At 52.4% G+C, this 21,042-nt stretch carries 17 protein-coding genes; 4 read left to right on the top strand and 13 right to left on the bottom strand.

Going from position 1 to position 21,042, the window contains the following annotated elements; all coding sequences use genetic code 11:
- Positions 1-108 precede the first annotated feature (108 nt).
- Genes EL26_RS06130 through EL26_RS06120 form a run of 3 tightly spaced genes read right to left on the bottom strand, consistent with a single transcriptional unit; the run spans position 109 to position 6,141 of the window.
- Positions 109-1,293 (bottom strand): GIY-YIG nuclease family protein, encoded by a 1,185-nt coding sequence (locus EL26_RS06130; protein ID WP_038085714.1) that lies wholly within the window; start codon positions 1,291-1,293, stop codon positions 109-111.
- On the bottom strand, positions 1,286-3,376 hold the full coding sequence (locus EL26_RS06125; protein WP_038085712.1) for a DEAD/DEAH box helicase family protein: 2,091 nt from the start codon (positions 3,374-3,376) through the stop codon (positions 1,286-1,288). Before EL26_RS06125 ends, EL26_RS06130 begins: the two co-directional genes overlap by 8 nt.
- Positions 3,373-6,141, bottom strand: a complete 2,769-nt coding sequence (locus EL26_RS06120) for a class I SAM-dependent DNA methyltransferase (protein WP_038085711.1) — start codon at positions 6,139-6,141, stop codon at positions 3,373-3,375. The genes EL26_RS06125 and EL26_RS06120 overlap by 4 nt, the downstream gene beginning before the upstream one ends.
- 646 nt (positions 6,142-6,787) lie before the next feature.
- On the opposite strand from EL26_RS06120, the gene EL26_RS06115 reads away from it, so the two are divergent.
- The 3 genes from EL26_RS06115 (at position 6,788) to EL26_RS06105 (ending at position 8,722) form a co-directional block, all read left to right on the top strand.
- Positions 6,788-7,216: a hypothetical protein gene (locus tag EL26_RS06115; protein ID WP_038085707.1), complete on the top strand. Its 429-nt coding sequence runs from the start codon at positions 6,788-6,790 to the stop codon at positions 7,214-7,216.
- Positions 7,217-7,748: 532 nt separating this feature from the next.
- Complete coding sequence (locus tag EL26_RS06110; protein ID WP_038085704.1) at positions 7,749-7,973, top strand: hypothetical protein; 225 nt, start codon at positions 7,749-7,751, stop codon at positions 7,971-7,973.
- Positions 7,974-8,509: 536 nt separating this feature from the next.
- Positions 8,510-8,722: a hypothetical protein gene (locus tag EL26_RS06105; protein ID WP_038085701.1), complete on the top strand. Its 213-nt coding sequence runs from the start codon at positions 8,510-8,512 to the stop codon at positions 8,720-8,722.
- 1,027 nt (positions 8,723-9,749) lie between these two features.
- Here EL26_RS06105 and EL26_RS24895 read toward each other — a convergent pair.
- Complete coding sequence (locus EL26_RS24895; RefSeq protein WP_152559182.1) at positions 9,750-10,073, bottom strand: hypothetical protein; 324 nt, start codon at positions 10,071-10,073, stop codon at positions 9,750-9,752.
- 303 nt (positions 10,074-10,376) lie between these two features.
- Here EL26_RS24895 and EL26_RS06100 point away from each other — a divergent pair, with 303 nt between their 5' ends.
- Positions 10,377-10,580, top strand: a complete 204-nt coding sequence (locus tag EL26_RS06100) for an aspartyl-phosphate phosphatase Spo0E family protein (RefSeq protein WP_038085699.1) — start codon at positions 10,377-10,379, stop codon at positions 10,578-10,580.
- Here the strand turns inward: EL26_RS06100 and EL26_RS06095 are convergent.
- The 9 genes from EL26_RS06095 to sigW form a co-directional block, all read right to left on the bottom strand.
- Positions 10,573-11,865: a helix-turn-helix domain-containing protein gene (locus EL26_RS06095; RefSeq protein WP_038085698.1), complete on the bottom strand. Its 1,293-nt coding sequence runs from the start codon at positions 11,863-11,865 to the stop codon at positions 10,573-10,575. The two genes, EL26_RS06100 and EL26_RS06095, sit on opposite strands and share 8 nt — an antisense overlap.
- Positions 11,866-12,071: 206 nt before the next feature.
- Complete coding sequence (locus EL26_RS06090; RefSeq protein ID WP_038085696.1) at positions 12,072-12,254, bottom strand: hypothetical protein; 183 nt, start codon at positions 12,252-12,254, stop codon at positions 12,072-12,074.
- Between the two features lie 16 nt (positions 12,255-12,270).
- Positions 12,271-13,611 carry a helix-turn-helix domain-containing protein gene (locus EL26_RS06085; protein WP_038085694.1) on the bottom strand — a complete coding sequence of 447 codons (1,341 nt, stop codon included), beginning with the start codon at positions 13,609-13,611 and terminating at the stop codon, positions 12,271-12,273.
- Positions 13,612-13,761: 150 nt separating this feature from the next.
- Positions 13,762-15,594 carry a glutamine--fructose-6-phosphate transaminase (isomerizing) gene (gene glmS, locus EL26_RS06080; protein ID WP_038085693.1) on the bottom strand — a complete coding sequence of 611 codons (1,833 nt, stop codon included), beginning with the start codon at positions 15,592-15,594 and terminating at the stop codon, positions 13,762-13,764.
- A 369-nt stretch (positions 15,595-15,963) separates the two neighbouring features.
- Entirely contained in the window at positions 15,964-17,316 is a 1,353-nt protein-coding gene (gene glmM, locus EL26_RS06075) for a phosphoglucosamine mutase (protein ID WP_038085691.1), read from the bottom strand.
- A gap of 135 nt (positions 17,317-17,451) precedes the next feature.
- Complete coding sequence (locus EL26_RS06070) at positions 17,452-18,666, bottom strand: CdaR family protein (RefSeq protein WP_038085689.1); 1,215 nt, start codon at positions 18,664-18,666, stop codon at positions 17,452-17,454.
- Position 18,667: 1 nt separating this feature from the next.
- Positions 18,668-19,474 carry a diadenylate cyclase CdaA gene (cdaA, locus tag EL26_RS06065; RefSeq protein WP_038085850.1) on the bottom strand — a complete coding sequence of 269 codons (807 nt, stop codon included), beginning with the start codon at positions 19,472-19,474 and terminating at the stop codon, positions 18,668-18,670.
- Positions 19,475-19,668: 194 nt separating this feature from the next.
- Positions 19,669-20,265: a zf-HC2 domain-containing protein gene (locus EL26_RS06060; RefSeq protein ID WP_038085688.1), complete on the bottom strand. Its 597-nt coding sequence runs from the start codon at positions 20,263-20,265 to the stop codon at positions 19,669-19,671.
- A 12-nt stretch (positions 20,266-20,277) separates the two neighbouring features.
- On the bottom strand, positions 20,278-20,847 hold the full coding sequence (sigW, locus tag EL26_RS06055) for an RNA polymerase sigma factor SigW (protein ID WP_038085686.1): 570 nt from the start codon (positions 20,845-20,847) through the stop codon (positions 20,278-20,280).
- Positions 20,848-21,042 lie beyond the last annotated feature (195 nt).

The raw sequence follows: 21,042 nt of genomic DNA, 5'->3' as shown, positions 1-21,042 counted from the left end.
AACGCAACGAGGGCCTGTGATCCATTATTGTTGTACAAAGTCATTTTTAGATTTGGTAGCACGAATTGACCAGGGTACACACAATGTCATCTATCACGCATCTCATCCTCACTGAACTAGGCGGACCAAACTGGCCGTCTTGGGATCATAGGCCATATTGGTAATCGAACCATCACGAATACAGATCACTGCTTCGTCAATCACGTGCAGCGGCACGAAGAACCATTCCTTCGGCCTTACAGGGTGGCCGAAGCGGTCTTGGATGGTGAGGTCGAGCTGAGCCGGTGCAAAGATACGGTGGAATATACCTTCCAGCTTTGTGCGGTTGATACCGGCCAGTTTGTAGCTGGCGACGACTTCGACATCAGCCAGCAGGTAGGTCGCATCGTTCGCCGCATTGGCGATGCGTGTCTCAACTTTGCCGCCAGTAACGCCTATTTTGTGAATCAGTTCGCGGTGCTCCGCTACGAAGGGATGATTGGACAGGCTGCGCAGGACATAGATAGTACCACTTTCAATATCGCCTTCGTCCCAGGTTGAGCTGAACAAAGGCCCGAAATCCGGCTCCGTTAAGCGTCGCCCAGCCTCATCTTTGTACAGCGCGCGCTGCAAAGACCTGAGCAGGAGATTACTTTCGGTACCATTGGAGTAAATGACTCTAAGGCGGGCATCAGGATGGCCATTCGGTGCTTGAAATTCCTCCCCCTTCTCAGCCACGTAGACAAGTTGGCCTCCCAAAATAAAGAAGTTACCCGTATTGACGCTCGCATCCTTGCCAAATGGGCGAGTTTGTCGAACGCCAGATTTGAGTTCACGCTCAGCCTGCTCAAACAGCGGCTGGAAGCGACCGAAGTCCTCACACTTCTCACGATTAGCGATTTCCTCGGCCGCACGTATTTCGGCTCGGGAGCGAACATGGCGCAGTTCTGTAATGCCGGAAGGGCCAGCCGCACCTTCGAGTTCTGAGAGCAGTGCGTCATCGTCCAGCAATCCCACTGACTTTGTATGGGACATCCCACCCCCACTCAGCAGCCCCTGGTGATCGACCGGTGCAAGAAGGGTCCTACATTCCTCTAACTCACGAATGCGATTGAGTCGCACTGCGTAGAGCCGCTCAAAAATATCTTTATCTTCCCCATACTGCGGAGCACGACCATACTGATCGACGAATCGTTGAATTTCTTTGAACCCCGCGATGATACGTTCCTCGCGCGGGGAATGGGCACTTGTCTTCACTATCTCCTGGTCCACACCAAGCAAATCGAGTAGTTCGTCATCAGAAAGCTTAGGCATTTACATCCCCTCCATTGCCTTCTGCGGCCTTCTGTTGCGCGCGATAGCGTTTAAAGGCTGCAACACCTTCGGCCATGCGCTTCTCCCATGGATCTTTCGCATTTATGTCTGGTATACGCCCACGTTCATTCTTGAATTGCAGGGCACGTTCGGCCAGCTCTCTGGCATCCTCGTATGAAATGCTTACACGCTTAGCCGCAATCGCAGCCGCAACCTGTTTCAGACTGTCCTCGCTTAACGCCTTTGCGAGGATTGCGTATGCCTCGCTGAATGGATTGATGCGGTCGATAAGATCGATGTCTAGTTCACGCACGTCCATCACGAACTTGCGCACTCCGTCGATGAGGGCAGTGTTGGCGGCCGTTTCGCTGCTGCCCACATTGCCGCCAAGTGCCGTTTGCTTTGCCTGTTGCGTCAGGTTGAGGGCAGCGATGGCGTGCTGGCGTACCGCTTCCTGATCCTCTATATCGAGGTCGGGGTACTTTTCCTTGATGATCTTGCCCATCCGAACCTGGGTCAGTTCCTCCGGCACCATTTCGCGGTCAAACAAGCCGCGCTCGATGGTGGTCTTGTCCTGAACGAATGTCGCGATCACTTCGTTCAGGTCCTCTCGACAAATGCGGACGGCTTCCTCGCTCTTGGGATCTGAGAGACCCTTGATCTCGATCTGCAATTGCCCCGTTTCGCGGTTGAAACCAACATTACATTTTTCCGGGTCATAACCGTCGTCACCGTAATCGAACCCTTGCACCGGACCGCTCGCTGGATTCTTCGGCTTGAACTCGAAGCGAGGAGAAAGGACCTGCTCCATCAGCAGGCTGGCAGCAATAGCCTTCAAGGTATCGTTCACGGCCTCAGTTACAGCCTGCTCTGAGGCGTCGGGCTCGGCGATCAGGTTGGTGAAACGGGCGCGGGTTTTGCCTGGTGCATCGCGAGTCGCGCGCCCGATGATTTGTACGATCTCGGTGAGACTCGACCGATAGCCAACCGTCAGTGCGTGCTCACACCAAATCCAGTCGAAGCCTTCCTTCGCCATGCCGAGGGCGATAATGATGTCTACATGGTCACGGTTGTTTTTATGCGCAGGGTCTTTCAGCGCAGCGGACACCTTATCTCGCTTGATCGGGTCATCATCAACCAGGTCAGCGATCCGGAGGATTCGACCACCTGGAGCCTTGACTAGCTGGAAGCCGGTTGCGGGATCTGTACCTTGCCATTCGCCCAGCTCTTCGACGATGTGCTCGACCTCCCTGATCTTGTCCTTCGTGCTCTCGCGCGAATTGACGTTCGGAATGTGGATGATGGTCTTCTCAGCCGGGTCGAGCACTTTGAGGATGTCATCGGAATATGAACCGGAGTAGAAAAAATAGCCAATGTCGAGTTGCTTCAGGTGCTCGTAGCCGTTAAGTTGCTCGTAATAAGTGTAGGTTACGGTATCGAACTTCGACTCGTCCTGCGGGGCCAACACTGCCTCAGCATCGCCCCGGAAGTAGGAACCTGTCATTGCCACGATATGCACACTGTCGCGAGCGATGAACTGCCCGAGATACAAGCCAAGTTTGTTGTCAGGGTTGGCAGAAACGTGGTGAAACTCGTCCACGGCGATCAGCCTGTTGTCGAACGCACCCACCCCGAACTTATCGACAGCGAAGCGGAAGGTGGCGTGGGTACACACCAATACCTTGTCGTCGCCTTCTAGGAATGCGCCCACCGAATTAACCTTCCCGCCATTATCGGCGCCAGGCGCGTTACACAGGTTCCATTTCGGCTCTACGCTCCAGTCGGCCCAAAAGCCAAACTTACTTAGCGGTTCGTCGTTGAAGCTCGAACCGATTGACTTTTCCGGTACAACGATAATCGCCTGCTTGAGCCCTTGATTCTGGAGCTTGTCGAGGGCGATGAACATCAGCGCCCGGCTCTTGCCGGATGCCGGCGGTGACTTGATAAGAAGGTATTGCTCGCCGCGCCGCTCGTAGGCGCGTTCCTGCATAGGTCGCATTCCCAGAGTATTGGCCTTGGTTGAACTTCCGTTACAGGCGTAGGACACCGAAACGGAAGGGATTGATTTATTCCCGTTGGTCATTCTTCTGCCTCCCTCTTGCCCTTCCTGGTCGGTTTTGTTGATGTCGTCATCTTGGTGTAAAGATCGAACAACTTTTCCAGACGTTCGGTGTCGTTGCGAAAACGACGGCCGATATAGATGCGCTCCAACACTTCGTCGTTACGTTCATGTGCCTCGCGTAGATCAGCAGGCATGTTCTCTGGATCATAGAGATCGGCGATCGTAGCCGGGAAATGCGCCTCGCGTGCCAGCAGGATGTCCTCGGCGCAGCGGGTCAGGTCGGCCATGTTCTTCTCGGTCAAAGCAGGAACCGGAAAGGTATTCCAGCCAAGTGTGTTGGAGTAGGAGAAGTCAGTCCGGAGTCTCACACAAACGGTACCGATCCAAACCCAATGCAAGCGTGAGGCAATCAGCGCCATGTTCCAGAGAGGCGCGTCAAAAATGCCGAACGTCTTGTTGGAGATGATGGTTTCTGCATCCATCAAAGTGACCGGCAGATAGTCGCGGTTCTCCGATGAAACAGATGCAACAACAATACAGTCCCGTTTTGGACGGCCCGCAATCTGGACGAATCGATGCGGCTGTGATGCAAATTTCCTAGTCGATTCAGCGTCCGATTGGAGGCGGTTCTCTGCCACCAACTTCAGTCGCTGCGCGATGAAGTCACTTTTCTTGGCGTCCTCTGCCTCATCATCCTCAATCCACAGACAATACCGCCGCCTGCCGTTGATCAATTCGTCCGAGCCGACAAAACGCTTGATGAAGGGTCGAGCAGCAACATCTTCAGCCATAACCTTCGCTACCAGTTCACTATCCAAAAACAAATGCCCTCCATCGCGCGGCATGTTGCCGAACAGCATTGGTGACTGCTGGCCAATGGGTGTCTTGGTCTTCTGCACATGGGCTACGCTATTTGGTACCAGATACGGGCTTATTGCCGAGCACTGCTTGAGCAAACCATCCTGGTACAACTTTTTCGGCGCAGAGGAACCCTTTCCTAATCCGACGATCACCACTGTAACGCCGGCGTTATGGCTGGCAAGGTTGGCCCACTTAAAAGACGTGTGCGCAAAGCGAATTTCACACCCTCGTTGAAACACCGCTGGCCACACATCAATAGCCTGCTGACCTTGACAAACGCTGTTGGTGGCTACAAATGCGCCAAGAGTGTCTTTCTCGGCATCAACGTAGTCCAAAAATTTGGCGATCCAACCTGTGACGTAATCCGTCGTCTTGGCGAGCTTGGGGTGTTTCGTCCATGCATTGATCAGGTCCTCTTTTTGCTCGTCAGTTTGCCACTTACTGCCCTTGTACGGTGGGTTGCCACAGATGTACGTTTCTCCACCCTCATTCTCAAAGTCAATCTGCGCCTGATCTAGTGACGTTTGGAATAGGTCATCAGCGTGGAGCTTCACACCTGTTCCAGTCGGTGGACAGATACTAAGCCAATCTAGTCTTAGAGCATTGCCGCAGGTGATCCAGTTGTCCGATGAGAGCGGCAAAAACTCGGATAGTGCTAGCTGCTTTCCACGATAAAGAACGTCACACTGGAACTCCGCGATGATGAGGGCCAGACGTGCAATTTCGGTCGAAAAGTCGCGTAGTTCGATCCCGCGAAAATTGGTCAACGGTATGTCACTCTTACGCCCACGGTCGCCACGTCGCTCGTTAATGGTGTTTTCAATCTCCCGCAACTGCTTGTAGGCGATGACCAGAAAGTTGCCTGAGCCACAGGCAGGATCAAATACCCGAATCTTCGATAGGCGCTTGCGCAGGTTGAGCAACATGCGAGGGTTGTCGCCCGCTATTTCAAGCTGCGCTCGTAAATCATCCAAGAATAACGGATTGAGTACCTTCAGTATGTTTGGCACGCTCGTGTAGTGCATACCGATCGCACCACGCTCCTCGTCGTCAGCCACCGCCTGAATCATAGAGCCAAAGATGTCGGGATTTATCTTAGTCCAGTCCAGATTACCAATGTGTAGCAGGTAGGAGCGCGCGATCTTGCTGAACTTTGGAACGTCTACACTACCAGAGAAGAGTCCGCCGTTCACGTAAGGGAACGCGTCTGCCCAACGTGGCAAATTTACTTTCGGGCGGTCAAGAATCTTCGTGTTCATGGCGCGGAAGATTTCGCTAATCACTTCATGCGTGTTCGAGGCGTCACGCGCGCTCATCTGCTCAATGGTATGGGTGAACATACCCGTCCCGCTGAAGATGTCGGTGTCCTCTGCAAAGAAGCAGAAGATCAACCGTGCCATGAAGTGGTTCATCTCGTGGCGCCGTTCGGCGGTTCCCCATTGCGGGTTGTCTTTCAACAGCTCGACATAGAGCCGATTCAACCGGCTCGTTGCCCGGATGTCAAAAGAACTTTCGCGTACCTGCTTTACGGTCGTGATCCCAGCGAGCGGCAGGAAAAAACCAAAGTGATCTGGGAAATCCTGATATTCACAGGCAACTGTCTCACCGGACTCCAGATCCTCTGCCTCAAAGTCTACCCCGTCAGTGGCGAGGATAAAGCGTGCCTTCGCCCTGGTCGTTGCTGGGCTTGCTTTCAGTGCGGCAAAGGTCTTGGTAACATTGTCAAGCTTGGCGACCGCAATATGGATGTTGTTCGTCTGTAGGACGCCGCCTAGATCGGACTTATTCGATTCGCCCGTACGCAGGCGCTTGATTGTCGTCTCCTTGTTCCCGAACGCCCGTAGGAAGGCAAACGGGAACTCCTCCTTATCAAAAGGCTGGATCGCCAAATCGGAGACTGCTGCTTCGATTTCTACTGGGTTCATGGCGTGTTTCTTACCTCCTCCGGCTTATCCTTAGTATGTCTTCTTTAAGGTGTCTTTTCACTTCACTTCAGCAAACCGTACTTCAGAAAAGTACGGCATGTAGGTCAAGAAATATGATGTCTCAAATGGAAGAGGTGAAAATGCTGGCTTGACACGCGAGACTTCTGAAACAGTACTTCGCCAAGAATGTTCATCATTACTCATCATATTTTTGGAGGTGCCGATCCTATTTCTATTAAACACGCTGAATAGGTGTAGCCACAAGTATGATATTTGCAGAACCTCTTTATTCCCGAGAGGTTTCTGACGAATGGAATCGAACAATCACATCTTTCTCCCTCTACCTATTGTTCAATTGTTTCCTTCTTATGTGTATGACTTGTTGAAACTGCCACAGTGACCACAGCTATTCTCCATACTTCTATGGGAACGTTACAAATCCACTATTGTTCATAAATCCCCCCAAGTTTCTATCCCCCTCCTCCAAGTTTCAAAGTTGCGCTTGGAATATCCAAAATTCGGTTTAGATAATTCTAATACAAATTAGGATGTTCTTATTTAGTTCCACACCTTCCCGCACCTCAATAAATGTGTTATAATAACCTTGAAAGAATCACCTGGGGACGATTTAGGAGGTCCAAACCCAATGAAAACAACATTCGAAATCGACATGAACGATGTTACAGAGGTCAAAAACTTGCGTAATCTGCTCTCCCTGCAATTGAAACAGTTGGGGTATGAAGAAGAGACGGAAGATGATGGCGAGGAGCTTCAACGTCCAAATATCGAATATCTGAGGGAGTTTGTGAAATGGGCATCTGATAACCAAAAAGAAGTTCTACGTTATATGAAGGCACACCCCGGCAATGTGTCTTCATACGAACTAAAACAGGCTCTTCCATTCCTAGCTCCGCAAGGAGCCCTAAGCGGTGTTTTTAGATCTGGACGGTGGATCAAACTGACCCGAGGAAGCAAAACAGGATTTCCGTTTGTCCAAGTTGAATGGGACCGCGAAAACGGCTGGGGAATCTACCGTGGTTTGACAGCAGAGGAAGCTGCGGTACTTGAAGTATGATCCTAACAAATCAATCAGGACATTAATGATGCCCTAGCAGATTGCAGACATGAGCCCTATCTATTGGTGTTACAAGACAAAATGTCCTTTACTTTGAGGCCCGACGAAACCTTGATGTACCTTTCTGAACAAACCAATATAAGTAAAAAAGTTTTTTACTGAAAATGCAGTCCTGATAGACTTCGGAATTTTATAGGGCAATAAGTTCTTTACTTGCCTTTACGGACTCAGCAAAGCGCCAGAGCGGCAGGCACCCGGTAGAACTGGCGTACTATGCGGCAGCCTGTCGGCGCGATCGGCGTGTAGACGTGCAAAACACCACAGCGACCCGGTCGCGTACGCGGCAGGCCAACTTCGAGCTCTTGCGTGCTGACGGCTTACTGTTGTTCCGTGTAGAGCTGCGCGAGGAGTTCTGCTTGGGCGGCAAGAAGGCGGTCTACGCGCAGGATGCGCTCGTGGCGGAATCGTACGATATTACTCGTAGTCCAGCTCTCCGCGTTGTCTACGGCGCGTTAGGGCGAGAAGTGGGCGGTTGCGCGCGAGTTCTTCGGCAGTAGTCATCACGCGAAATTGTCATTTCAAGTCGTCTGAGGACAAACGCTACGGCCGTGCATCCGAGATCACGAGCCAACCGGCAAACGTCGTGTGTGGCGCGACGGAAGGCTTTCCCGTCATGGTGGCGCGGAGCAACGGGGAGGTCGTCGTGACGGCGGCGTTTGAAGCGGGCAAGGAGCACAGGAACAACAATCCAGCGTAACTGGGCACAAACATTACGCAGCTATAATATTTTTGAAAAACTAAGAGAATGAAAGTTAGAGTTGGAAAAATCGCCTAATTTGACCCTTTTCATAGAGACGTGTATGCAGATATGGAACTTGCATTCGATGCGGACATCGGATACCATGGTTTTAGCAACTGGGCGTTGCTGACCTATCTTTTGAATGAATACTTGTCTAAAGGGAAGATGTCTTAGGTTATTGTAGCTGACTAGATAAAGTCATGGTGTTCCACAACGAATATCTGCCATTGAATTTTGGGAATTTCAATTTCTAATCCATTTACTGTTTAGTTTTTCGTGCGAATGTATACATATTACATGACCCAATAAGCGTTCGCACGGACGGATTGAAATTGAACATGTCTCTTTTCAAATGGCGGTAGTACCGTTGTTACACCAACGACATCATCTTGTCTCTCAGCAACCACCGTGCCACCCTCGACAAGATTTTCGTTCAGATAGATCAGCAACGCCCTTTTTGCTGCGTTGACTACGAGGAGAGGAGGAACCTCGCTATGACGCTCTTGCAAATCATAGCTGACCATCCGATCGCTAGTACGGCAGCTGGCGCACCGACGCTGGCTATCGTATGGTCATGCCTCAGGCGCCTGGGCCGCTGGCTCAAGCGGCACATTCAGTACGACATCACGCTCAGCTTCACCAACAAAAAAGAAAAAGGCGACCTCACGACGGGATCATCGCAAGCATCGCCCAACAAGGAAATGTAACACAAACGCGGGTGTGGCGGTAGGACGCCTGCACTCGCACATCAATACTTTGCGTTACAACGATCATAACACGTTTGCCAACACGGTAAAACCAACGCCCCGCCACGATAGACCGCGCAAAGCGGCAGGCGGGGCTTCTTGGCGTTGCTGTGTGGTGAAAATCGCTCTTGACACGCTGTATCATCTTCGAGATAGTCCGACGTGTACCGTGCATCGATACTACTTCCAGTAACTGATCACTACAAGCCGATGTTCCCGTAAACCACGTTATCTCAAGGCTGCCTTTTTTCACATCTGCCAACCACCCTCCTGCTGTTATACACCGTGTCGTTACTTATGGCTCCAGGCAACCATCTCTTAGGAAATCCGTAGCACGTGATGGCGGCCACTGGTGCCAACCCCAGAAAAGATCTTTTTGTCCGGTAAAGAACTTTATTTGATAGTAAACAACTTTACTTACATGAATCAATAGGGATCCTTTTACTTCACTATCGTTCTGCAACTTTCATGGCTTCAAAAATTTTTTGATTCGAAAAGCGGCATACTAGGCTAACTCCCTCAAAAAGACGCGTTTTTCTTCACAAATCCCCGCCACTTAATGAAGGGGTCTTTCTTCAACGGCTCCATTGCATACCGCAAAGGAGAAAGAAATGCAGCGACCACCAAACAATCGCAACAACAAACACGACCCAATCCAGCAACCGCCAACGACGATTCCCCAAAATCGTCGAAAATAATCAATGGAAGGGGAAAAGCAGAAGATGAAGCTTCATACCAAATAAGACAACGGTACGAACACGTTTGAAGTCAAGGCTCGTGATTGGACAGCAATCGCCGGACTTATCGCCGCAACCAGCTTCATAAATTTGATCGCACTTGAAATGATCCTGACTGCCATGATCATCCTAGCGCTCATCCTTAAGAAATAATCGTGAAATTTGGAAAGCCTGTCGTCTTCAAACGGACGTCAGGATATGTCAGCAGTCTTGTGAAAAGCCGTTGCCAGCATCCTTGGCAACGGCTTTTTTCATACAGATGATCGTTCATTCGTAAACTCATAATACTCTAAGGGCGGAAATTTCCTTGCGAAATCCAAAACAGAAGTCGATTGCAATCCAAGAAACAACTGTTCCCAGGTTATTTCATCACCGACATGAAATAACGGCCCAAAAGAATAGACCAAGTCATACACATCAGGAATTTCCGTTGAACTTACATAATGTATTTCCAGGTCTCCATAACATAAGACAAGTACGAGATCTTTGGCTAAAAGTACTCCTCTTACATTGCAATAACCTCCAACTTCTTGATCTTCCCATCTTACCGTAACTTCCTTCACACAATTATCCATTCTCTTTCCCCCTTCACGACCGAAACCCTCTTCAAAAGGTATCCATTAGTAATAATTTCACTGAACCGTTGTTGTTGTTATCACAACTTGCTACGATTTATTTGCAGGGGAGGTCATCCACTCACGTGATGCTACCGGTTGCCCTTGCAAGCTGTTCAATTTGCAGGACTCTCACCTTGGTAGGGGGAGAGAACGACATTTTGGATGGCCTCCCTAATGTCGCTTTGGTATCCCCTGGGCGACATAGATTGAAGCAAGGTAGCTAGGCGCTACCTTGTTTTTTTATGAAAGGTGTGACGGTCTTTGGAGGACGAACTCACGCTTGAGACCCAAATCAACCAATTACGCCGGCAGATGTCACTAGCGTATGAAGAAAAGGGCACCCTTACGGATGCCTGCGTCGTGGCAATCAGTCAAGAACTGGATCACTATATCGTGATCGCCCAGCGACGCAAATCAAACGCAATCACTGATACCGATCAACAAACACCAACAGAGCTTACGTAATCAAGACCCCGCGCTCGCGCAGATTTTCCATATAGGCAGCATTCATGAGATTCAGGTATTGAGTGGCCTTCTGGTACTCTCCGGTCGCTTCATGCAGAGCAGCGATTTCTTGATAGGTCATGGCCAAGTCAAGATGACGGCTGTGTTCCCGATACGTTTTGACAGCAACTTCAAAGTTTTGAAGCGCTGAAGTCGTATTCCCGCAAGCCACTTCAATTTTCCCCAAGGTCTTGTACAGGTGTCCTAAGGGCAGAGAATCCATCGCTTGGGAGGCAAAACCGTGTTGAACCGCATTTCTCGCTCCATCGAAATCGCCTTTGAAGTAATGATGAAGTGCTATTTCTCCATAGATTCGGCAAAGTTCTTCTTCGAGTGATTGCTGATTGCACGTTGTAAGGCAAGCTTCAAGGATTTGTAGCGATTCATCGGCGTTTCCTTGTTCCCGGAGCATGACTGCGTACTGGACATTGATTTTTACCCGAAGTTTGATCACGTTCAGGGCATCAAAAATCGCAATGGCATGCTGCGCGTACTCCCCTGCCTTTTCATACTCTTGGGTCTTCGCGTAACTTGACCCCATCTCCATGTAGATCAACCCGATCTCCTTGAGCTTGTTTGTTTTGTTTAGGGCTTTGTAGGCCTCTTGGTAATACATGAGCGAGTCTTGGTATTCTCCCATCTGGTTGGAAACATCGGCGAGGTGCATCAAAACTTCTGCTTTTAGCAAGGGTTGCGTATGCAACAGGTTTTCAAACAAGGCCAACGCCCGTCTCCACTCATAGATCGATTTGTGGGGCTTCTTCGACTTCATGTAGACGATCCCCAATTGAATCTGTGCTTGGATCGTACCCTCGTAGTCGAACTTTGACTCGTGCATCTTGGAAGCCTGGATGTGCAATTCTGTTGCCCGCTCCATCTCCCCCAAGTTCATACAGCAAATCCCCAATTGATATCGGAGTTCCGCTTCATTCAAGTTGGATGACAACTTCTCCTCCAAGAGCTGTTCCAACAACGTGGCTGCTCGATCGTACATCTCAGAACGAATTAAGGTACATGCCACTTTGAAAGCGTTGTTCTGCTCCATCTGGGTTGCGATATCTGCCAAGAAATACTCCAACGGTTCCTCCAGTTTTTCCGCGATCGCTTCAAGGACTTTGTAGGAGGGATTGGCCTTGTCCGATTCAATTTGCGAGATCATGCTGGGGGTGACCAGTCCTGCCCCCAATTCAGACTGTGTAAGACCTTTGGCGAGCCGTAACTCTCTGATTTTTGTACCAAGCGACATGTGAAAAACGCCTCCTGTTTCGTAGAGTTAAGGGGTGCCTTTGCAAGTTGTTGATGTCCATTGCTGTTAGCTCGGAACCCTTTATATGCAACAATCTTAACCCGTACCGAAACAACAATAAATCTTTAGTTAATTGTAGAAAAGCGGCGATTTTGAACAAAAAAGCTCCCGCAATTGCGGGAGCTTGATCAAATATTTATCACATATTAGCGAACCTTAGCAATGCCCATCGGGCCAGGATCTTCAATTGCAGCAACGTAGGATATTTGTTTGGTTATGAACAATGGACCCGGTTCCTCGACTGCTGCTGTCGAAGTAAAAGAGACCGTAAGACTTACAGCACCCCATGCTAAACAAACAGCAGCAACTGCAAGTAGCATTTTCTTCATCTTTCATCCTCCTTGGTTAGGGCATAACCTGCGGTCTCATTGTCCGGAACAATACTTTATTGATATGTTCCGCTGTCTCTAAAGCCTTAGTTATATCGCCTTTCGCTTTATAGGCTGCTTTGACAAGTTCCAATGATTCCGCCAATTCCCTGTCTAGATCCATTTTACCAAGAATCTCAGCAGACTTGAATGCCAGTTCAATGCAGTCATCAAATTTATTAATTTGTAGATGGTACCTTGAACTCGTTGTCAAGACATGAGCCAAATACTCCTCATTAGGCGCTTCAATGGCATGATCAAACAGACTAGCTGCCATTCCGATAAACCGGCCTGCTTCACTCGTCTGTTTTATCTCTAAAAACAAGTCGGCAATTCGCGCGTAGGTTAATGCCAACGTATTGAATTCCTTTGCCTCTTTTAGATTTATTGCTTGCGCTTTCAATTCTTCAATTGCTTCGTTAGGATGGTCCTGTGATAAAACATAAAATGCATAAACTCGTTTTGCTGTCCCAGCCAAATCGAAGATCTCAAGTGATTCATAGAGAGCTAATGATTGTTTTAGATACTTCCCAGCATTTTCAAGGTCACCTAAATTTCGATGCACAATACCTAGCATGTATAAGGAAGTAGCCAAGCTCAGTTGATCAGACAATTGATCGAAGTACGCTCTGGCAGACTCAAGGTACTGCTTCGCTTCCTCATGATAACTTAGTTGTCGACATGTATTTCCGATATTGTATGTGACCTGTGCTAAGAGTAGGTCAAGTTCATGGAACTTATTGCAATACTGAAATGCCATCGAATAATTCTTATAAGCATCTAGGTATTTCTTTGAGTAGTACCAAGCGTTCCCTAGCTTGTTATAGAGCTCCGCCAAAAGACGTCCGTAAGCTTCACGTCTACCTTGTAACTCTCCTGCAAGTTCTGTAAAAATCTCAATGGCACGATCTAATTCACCTTTTTTAAGATGGTATTCTCCAAGGCACAGGGTGAGCCGATACTTTTGGTGTTCAGCAACATTGTCTCGGCTAGCGAGTTCTTGAATCGATTCATAAGCCGGTTCCAGTTCTTTTTGGTGCAACAGGACCTTAATCAGATCGAGCATCACCTCATTGTCCCAAAGTCGCCTGTCGATACCGGCCTCGGCGAACAATTCACTGATCGGCTTGCCCAATTTATTGCAAATCCCCACCAAGATCTCCTCGTTCGGCAAGGTGGGGTACGAATTATTCTCCAACTGACTAATCAGTGATTCTGAGGTTACTCCTTCTGCCAGCTCTCTTTGAGTCATGCCCGCTGCTTTTCGCCATTCACGGATTTTTTGACCCAAAACCAGCATGTTTATGTTATCACCCACGCAGAGCCCTCCCGTTTCATTTTTGACTAGATAATTATAACAAAACGATAGTGTATATAACAGTATTCTAACTAATTTCCATTACTAGCTTATGCTACAATACAAAAAAGCCTCCGTCCCAAGGACGAAGGCTTTTTCTCATCTATTCAATTACTCAACCGTAACCGACTTCGCGAGGTTGCGCGGGTTATCCACATCATTCCCGCGAGCCACAGACGCGTAATACGCCAGCAACTGCAGCGGAATCACCGCGAGGATCGGCGCGAGGAACGCGCTGACTTTCGGGATGTGGATCACTTGGTCGACCGTCTTGCCGATTTCCGTGTCGCCGCTCCAAGCCAGTGCCAGCACGAACGCGTCGCGCGCTTTGACTTCTTGGATGTTGGAGATCGTCTTCTCGTACAGGTCGTCTTGCGTGACCAGCGCGATAACCGGGATGTCTTCCACGATCAGCGCCAGCGTGCCGTGCTTCAGCTCGCCTGCCGGATACGCTTCAGCGTGCATGTAGGAGATCTCTTTCAGCTTCAGCGAACCTTCCAGAGACACTTCGTAGTCCAAGCCGCGGCCGATGAAGAACGCGTGCTCACGGGAGCTCCAATCCTTCGCGAACGCTTGGATCGCCGGAGCGGTTTCCAGCACGGTTTCCGCGTGTGCCGGCATGTCGCGCAGAGCCGTCAGCATCGCCGGAACTTCCGCAGCGCCTGCCGCGCCGCGCTCTTGCGCCAGCCAACCTGCGAACAGGTACAGAGCGGTCAACTGCGTGGTGTACGCTTTGGTCGAAGCAACGGAAATTTCCGGGCCCGCCCAGGTGAAGATCACGTCGTCCGCTTCACGAGCTGCCGAGGAACCGACCACGTTGGTGATCGCCAGAACGCGGGTGCCTTGCTCTTTCGCTTGACGCAGCGCCGCCAAGGTATCCGCCGTTTCACCGGATTGGGTGATCGCGATCAACAGGGTGTTCTTGGAGACGATCGGGTCGCGGTACCGGTACTCCGACGCAATTTCGCAGTCGACCGGGATGCGGGTCAGCTTTTCGATCGCGTACTTGCCGACCATGCCGGCATGCCAAGACGTGCCGCACGCGAGGATGTGGATGCGGTCGATGTCCTTCGCGAAACCTTCCGGGAAGTTCAGTTCGTCAAACACAACTTTGGTACCGTCTTCCGAGATACGGCCGGTCAGGGTGTCGGAGATCGCTTTCGGCTGCTCGTGGATTTCCTTGAGCATGAAGTGATCGTAGCCGCCCTTCTCCGCAGCAGATGCCGACCAGGTCACTTCGAATACGTCCTTCTCTTTCGGGTTGCCGTCGAAGTCGAACAGTTTCACCGCGTCTGCCGTCAGCACCGCGATGTCGCCGTCGTCGAGGATGTACACGTTGCGGGTGTACTCGAGAATCGCCGGGATGTCGGACGCGATGAAGTTTTCGCCTTCGCCCAGACCGATAACGAGCGGGGATTGCTTGCGAACCGCGATCAGCTTGCCCGGTTCTTGCTTCGCCATGATGCCGAGCGCGTACGCGCCGTGGATGCGCTTCGATACTGCCAGAACGGTGTCAAACAGGTCGCCGGTCCACATGTCGTCCAGCAGGTGCGCCACAACTTCGGTGTCGGTTTCAGACAGGAAGGTGTGGCCCTTCGCGATCAGCTCTTCACGCAGGGATTGGTAGTTCTCGATGATCCCGTTGTGCACGATGGTGAAGTTGCCGTTGTCGTCTTGGTGCGGATGGGCGTTGTTGTCGGACGGACGTCCGTGCGTCGCCCAACGGGTGTGGCCGATGCCTTGGGAGCCGGAGAGACGGTCTGCGCCGTCGACCAGTTCCACGAGGTTTGCGAGACGGCCGACCGATTTCTTCACGGAAACCGCACCGTTTTCAAAAATCGCGATGCCCGCCGAGTCATACCCGCGATATTCCAATTTGCTCAACCCGTGCAAGAGAACGTCCTGCGCTTGCTTGCTGCCGATGTAACCTACGATACCGCACATAATCAAAAATCCTCCTCGTGGTTTGGAGGCAATAGGAAACCGAGCCTGTGCCGATGGCTACAAGCGCCCTGTGCCTCACTTCTATTATTTTTCAAAAAGCTGTGTACCATAAGCGTCTCTTGTCCCGTCAGTCGCCCAACGGATTTCGAAAACCGCTCTGTCGGTGTGGCACAACGCTCACCGGGAGGCATCCGCCGAAATCTCGATACTCCTCCACCTCGTCAACTGCCCGTGGTCTTTCTCCGCTCATACGGTGCAGTTCAGGCGCTTTACAAAAAAACAATCTGTCCTATGCCCCCGCATCACCTCCCCTAAAGGTATCGTATGCCGATCAAGGAAAGTTGGGGAGCCGAAAAGCTCCCCTACCCTTTATCTTTCGCCTTGTACTCGGCGTACGACTTCTGCGATGTCGTTCACATAGCCACGCAGCGCTTCCTCTTCCGGACCTTCCGCCATCACGCGGATCAGCGGTTCCGTACCGGACGGACGCACCAGCACGCGGCCGTCAGCCCCGAGGGCTTCCTCCACGCGTTGGATCGCCGCTTTGATCTCTGCACTCTCCTGCCAGCCGTCCTTGGTCGCCACGCGGACGTTGACCAAGATCTGCGGGAACGAGCGCATGATCGAGCGAAGCTCGCTCAGCGGTTGCTGCGATTCTACCATGATATCCGTGAGATGCAGGGCTGTCAAGAGACCGTCCCCGGTGGTGTTGTGTTCCAGCAAGATGATGTGGCCCGATTGCTCGCCGCCGATCGCGTATCCGCCCGCGCGCATCTCTTCCATGACATAGCGGTCGCCGACCGCCGTGATTTTCACGTCGATGCCCTGTTCGCGCATCGCTTTGTGGAAGCCGATGTTCGACATGACGGTGGAAACGACGGTGTTGTGCGTCAACGTCCCGCGCTGTTTCATCGCACGCGCCAGAATCGCCATGATGTAGTCTCCGTCGACGATCTCGCCCTTCTCATCCACCGCGATCAAGCGGTCCGCGTCGCCGTCAAACGACAGCCCGAGCGCCGCTTCGTAGCGCAGCACCGCTTCCTGCACTTGCTCCGGGTGCGTCGAACCGCAGCCGACGTTGATGTTCGTGCCGGTCGGCTCGGAGAAGATCTCCACCACCTCGGCGCCAAGCGAACGGAACAGATCGCCCGCGATGTACGACGCCGCGCCGTTGCCGCAGTCGAGCACGACTTTCACGCCGTCAAACGAGTTGCGGATTGTCGACTTGTGGAAGTTGATGAACTGCTGGTAGGTGTCTTGGCGCTCCAGCATCCGGCCGACGTGCTCGCCCGTCGGGCGCGGCAGTTCGTCGACTTCCGCGTCCAAGAGGCGCTCAAATTCCGCTTCCTGCTCGTCGGTCAACTTGAACCCGTCGCCGCCAAAAAACTTGATCCCGTTGTCCGGAACCGGGTTGTGCGACGCGGAGATCATGACGCCCGCGTCACAGCCCAGTTTGCGGGTCAAGTACGCCACGCCCGGCGTCGGAATCGTGCCTAGGCGCACGACGTCAACGCCGACCGACATAATGCCGGAGATCAGCGCCGCGCCGAGCATTTCCCCGGAGATGCGGGTGTCCTTGCCGACTGCGATCTTATGACGCTTGCCGGTTTCCCCGCGGGTCAAAACGTACGCGCCGGCGCGGCCGAGTTTGTACGCCAATTCGGGAGTCAGTTCTTGGTTCGCAACACCGCGAACGCCGTCAGTGCCAAAATAACGTGCCATGTATGTGTTAGCTCCTTCGCTTGAGAAGTTCAAAGGTACGCAAAAAACAACGCAATACTCCCATTCTCCCATACCTTGTAAGGATTCTCAACAAAAAAAAGTCCCATACCCGCAGTTGCGAGGCTGGGACTTCGGTTATTTCTTGAACTCAAGGGTCATCTCGGCAGGCGTTACAGACACCGCTTTGACAAAGTTCGGCGTCGTCACCTGCACGCGCATCGCATGCTGCCCGGCGGTTTGGTTGCTGCCGTCGACGAACACTTGCAGATCGGACGGCTGCAGCTTGTCCAGCAGAGCCTTGGCGCCTTCGACCGTCACGGAAACTTGCTCCGGCGCGCCGATGACGTTGTACGACTGGCCTTCCTTGAGCCCCGTCACTTTCACCGTCAGACCGTCAAACGTCCGCCGCACCGCCGCGGTGACGTTGACGGTGATCTCCACTTCCGCCGGTTCCAGCGCCGTCAAGCCGTCCAACAGCGGGAGTTTGATCTTCTGTGCCGTGGTTTTGTTCAGACCGGTCAAGTCGATCACCGGCACCGGATAGTTGTCGAGCGCTTCCAGCGCCGTCGGGTTGCCGTACGCGGTGACGGTCTGCGTCTGCGTGACGCTCTCCACCGCAAAGCCCGGCGCGAGATCGCCCTTGAACTGCAAGCGCAGCGGCAACGCTTTGGACGGGTGGTTGACCGGAATCGTCACGTCCGCCCGGTCGTGGTTCAATTTCACGCCCTTGACCGCTTTGCCGGACTCGTCGAGCGGCGTCAGCGGCACCGACGTGTGGATCGACTCCTCGGCGTTGTCGAGCGTCACCGTGGCGACGACAGACGCCACCGTGGAGAGCACCGATTTCGGACCGGAGACGACGACGCTCTTCGGCGAGATCACCGCTTCGCCGACGTTAAGCCCTTCCTTGGGCTTGCCTTCCGCGTTCAGCGTCACTTGAAACTCCTGCACGACGTTCGCTTCGAGCTTCACCGTGACGGTCGGGTTGTCGGACGTGACGCCGGAGGGCAAGCCTTGGACGAACACCGGCACTTCATGCGTGCCTTCGCCGAGCTTCGTCGCGTCGGCGATCACGTTGATCGAGTCGCTCTGCGCGATGGCGTTCATCACGTCAAAGCCGGGACCGCGCAAGTTCAGCGTGACTTTCGGCTCGCCGTCGAGCGTGAAGTTGTGCTCGTCGTACAGCACTTTCACCGGCTTGTCGCGCAAAGGCTGCGAAATTTGCATGATGCCCGAGCCGACCGACGTCGTGCCGTCCTCGCCGGAATGCACGATCAGCCAGAGCAGCACCGCGAGGATCGACGCGATGATTTTGACGACGGTGTTGTTGCGCAAGAGGCGGTCCATCATCTCAAGATCCCGCCTTTCCCTTGAACAGTGTGAAGCGGTCCGTTTTGACCGGCACCAACAAGTTCGTCAAAAATTCGCGGAACGATTGCTCATCGAGGTTGCGTGTCAATTTCCCGTCCGCCGCCAAGGAAATCTGCCCCGTCTCTTCGGAGACGATCACGGCGACCGCGTCGGACTGCTCGGAGATGCCGATGCCCGCCCGGTGCCGCGTGCCCAGTTCCTTGGAGATCAGCGCGTTGTCGGACAACGGCAGAAAACACGACGCCGCGATCATATGTTGCCCGCGAATGATCACCGCTCCGTCGTGCAGCGGCGTGTTCGGGATGAACGTGTTGATCAACAATTCCGAAGAGACGACCGCCCCGATGGGAATTCCGGTCTCAATGTGGTCGGAGAGGCCGGTTTCCCGTTCGAGGATGATCAGCGCGCCGATTTTGTTCTTGGCGAGTACCGATGTCGCTTTGGTCAGTTCATTGATCGTCTTCGGAATGTCCTCTTCCTCTTGGAACAGCGTCGTCCCGCGCGACGAGAAGAACTTGCCGCGTCCGAGCTGTTCAAGACCGCGGCGCAATTCGGGTTGAAACACGACCGGAATCGCAAACAGCCCGATCGTGAGAATTTTGTCCAGTAACCAACTGAGCGCGCCCAATTGGAGTGTGTGTGCCAGACCCGTCGCCAACAGAATCATGACGACACCCTTCAAAAGTTGCACGGCCCGGGTGCCGCGAATCATCATGATCATGCGGTAGAGCACGAAGGCGACGATGATGATGTCCAGCGCGTCTAATAGCCGAAAGGAACTCACCATGTTCGTAAATGTCGTCTGCAAATCCGCCACCTGCTGCCTTCTCATCGGATTCCACGGAAATCAATCTTATCATGTCCGTTCGTACCGTATACCATTTCGCTTTGGAAGGTGGTTTCCCTTTTACAAAACAACAAAAAAGAGCAGAAAACTTCTGCTCTTTGCACAACAGCTTTACAACCTCTCCAAAATCGGCTCTATTTGACCAATCCGTCCCAAACCCGCTTGGCGTAAAAAACGACTTTCTCCATCGCCTGGTCGACTTCCTCGGTCTCGCCTGAGATGTCCGCGCCCGCCATCCGGTAGACTTTGCCGTTGAGCGCAATGACATTGCCGTTGACTTTGCCCCGCACTTCGACATCGCCGTTCTCGATCGTGATGTCGCCGTTGTACTCGGTGCCCGCCGGAACGATCACTTTGTTGTCGGCGACGATCAAGCCTTGAGTGTTGTCCGCTTGCAACGCAAATTTCGACGGCGCCGACAGCGAAATGCCCAAGCCGAAGACCAGCAAGACAGCGGCGGCGATCCCGGTGTACTTCATGACCGGCACGCGCCAATTGCGCTTGGGCGGATGCATCGTGTTCAACTCGGCCATCAGGTTCTCCGTAAACCCGGCCGGCGCCTTGACCCATACCGCGCCGGTGAGAAGTTGAATCCCGCTCCCCATCGCTTTGAGTTCTTCTTGGCAATCGGCGCAGCGGGCGAGGTGCGCTTCAAACTCATCCCGTTCGGCGGGGCTTAAATCTTCGTCGAGGTATTGGTGAATTCGTTCGTTCATGTGTTGGCTGCTCACTCCTGACACCTCCTAACGACTGTGGTGTTTTAACCCTTCGCGCAACGCTTCCCGTCCGCGGTGAATGCGCGTCTTGACGGTCGAAACCGGGACTTCGAGGATGTCGGCGATCTCCTGCAGCGACATGTCGTGCAGGTATTTCAAGATCACGGCCGCCCGATAGTTCTCCGGCAACGAATCGATGGCTTCTTGGACTTCGCGCTGCGTCTCCGTCCGCACCACCTCTTCTTCCGGCGTCCGGTCCGGGGCCGCGATGCGGGTGTACATGTCTCCGCCCTCAATTCCGTCGACTTCCGCGTCGAGGGAGTAGTCGGCTTTCTTCTTTCGCATGCGGTCGATGCACAAATTCGTGGCGATTCGGTAGATCCACGTCGAGAACTTGTGCGTGTTGTTGTATTTGTCTAAGTTCTTATAGGCTCGCAAAAAAGCTTCTTGGGCGATGTCTTCCGCCTCTTGCGGGTTTCCAAGCATCCGATAGGCGAGATTGTACAGTTTGTCCTTGTACAATTCAACCAACTCGGCGAACGCGAGACGGTCGCCTTTTTGGGCTCTCTTGACGATCCGGATTTCAATGAGTTCCATTATCTTCCTCCGCCGTTTTCCTCCGGCTTACAGGGTATACGAACCGGGTCCGAAAAAGTTTCACATCTCATTTCTTTTTCCCCTTCGCCTAAATAATTCCTCCTACCCCCGCGATTTTGACACAGGAGGGCGTGTTCTTTCAGTTCCTCATTCCTCGTTTGTAAAAAGTGATTAACCTGTATTGATTGAATTTAA

Origin of the sequence: Tumebacillus flagellatus (assembly GCF_000714935.1) — a bacterium.
Taxonomy (GTDB): domain Bacteria; phylum Bacillota; class Bacilli; order Tumebacillales; family Tumebacillaceae; genus Tumebacillus; species Tumebacillus flagellatus.
This window is presented reverse-complemented; position numbering and strand designations above follow the sequence as displayed.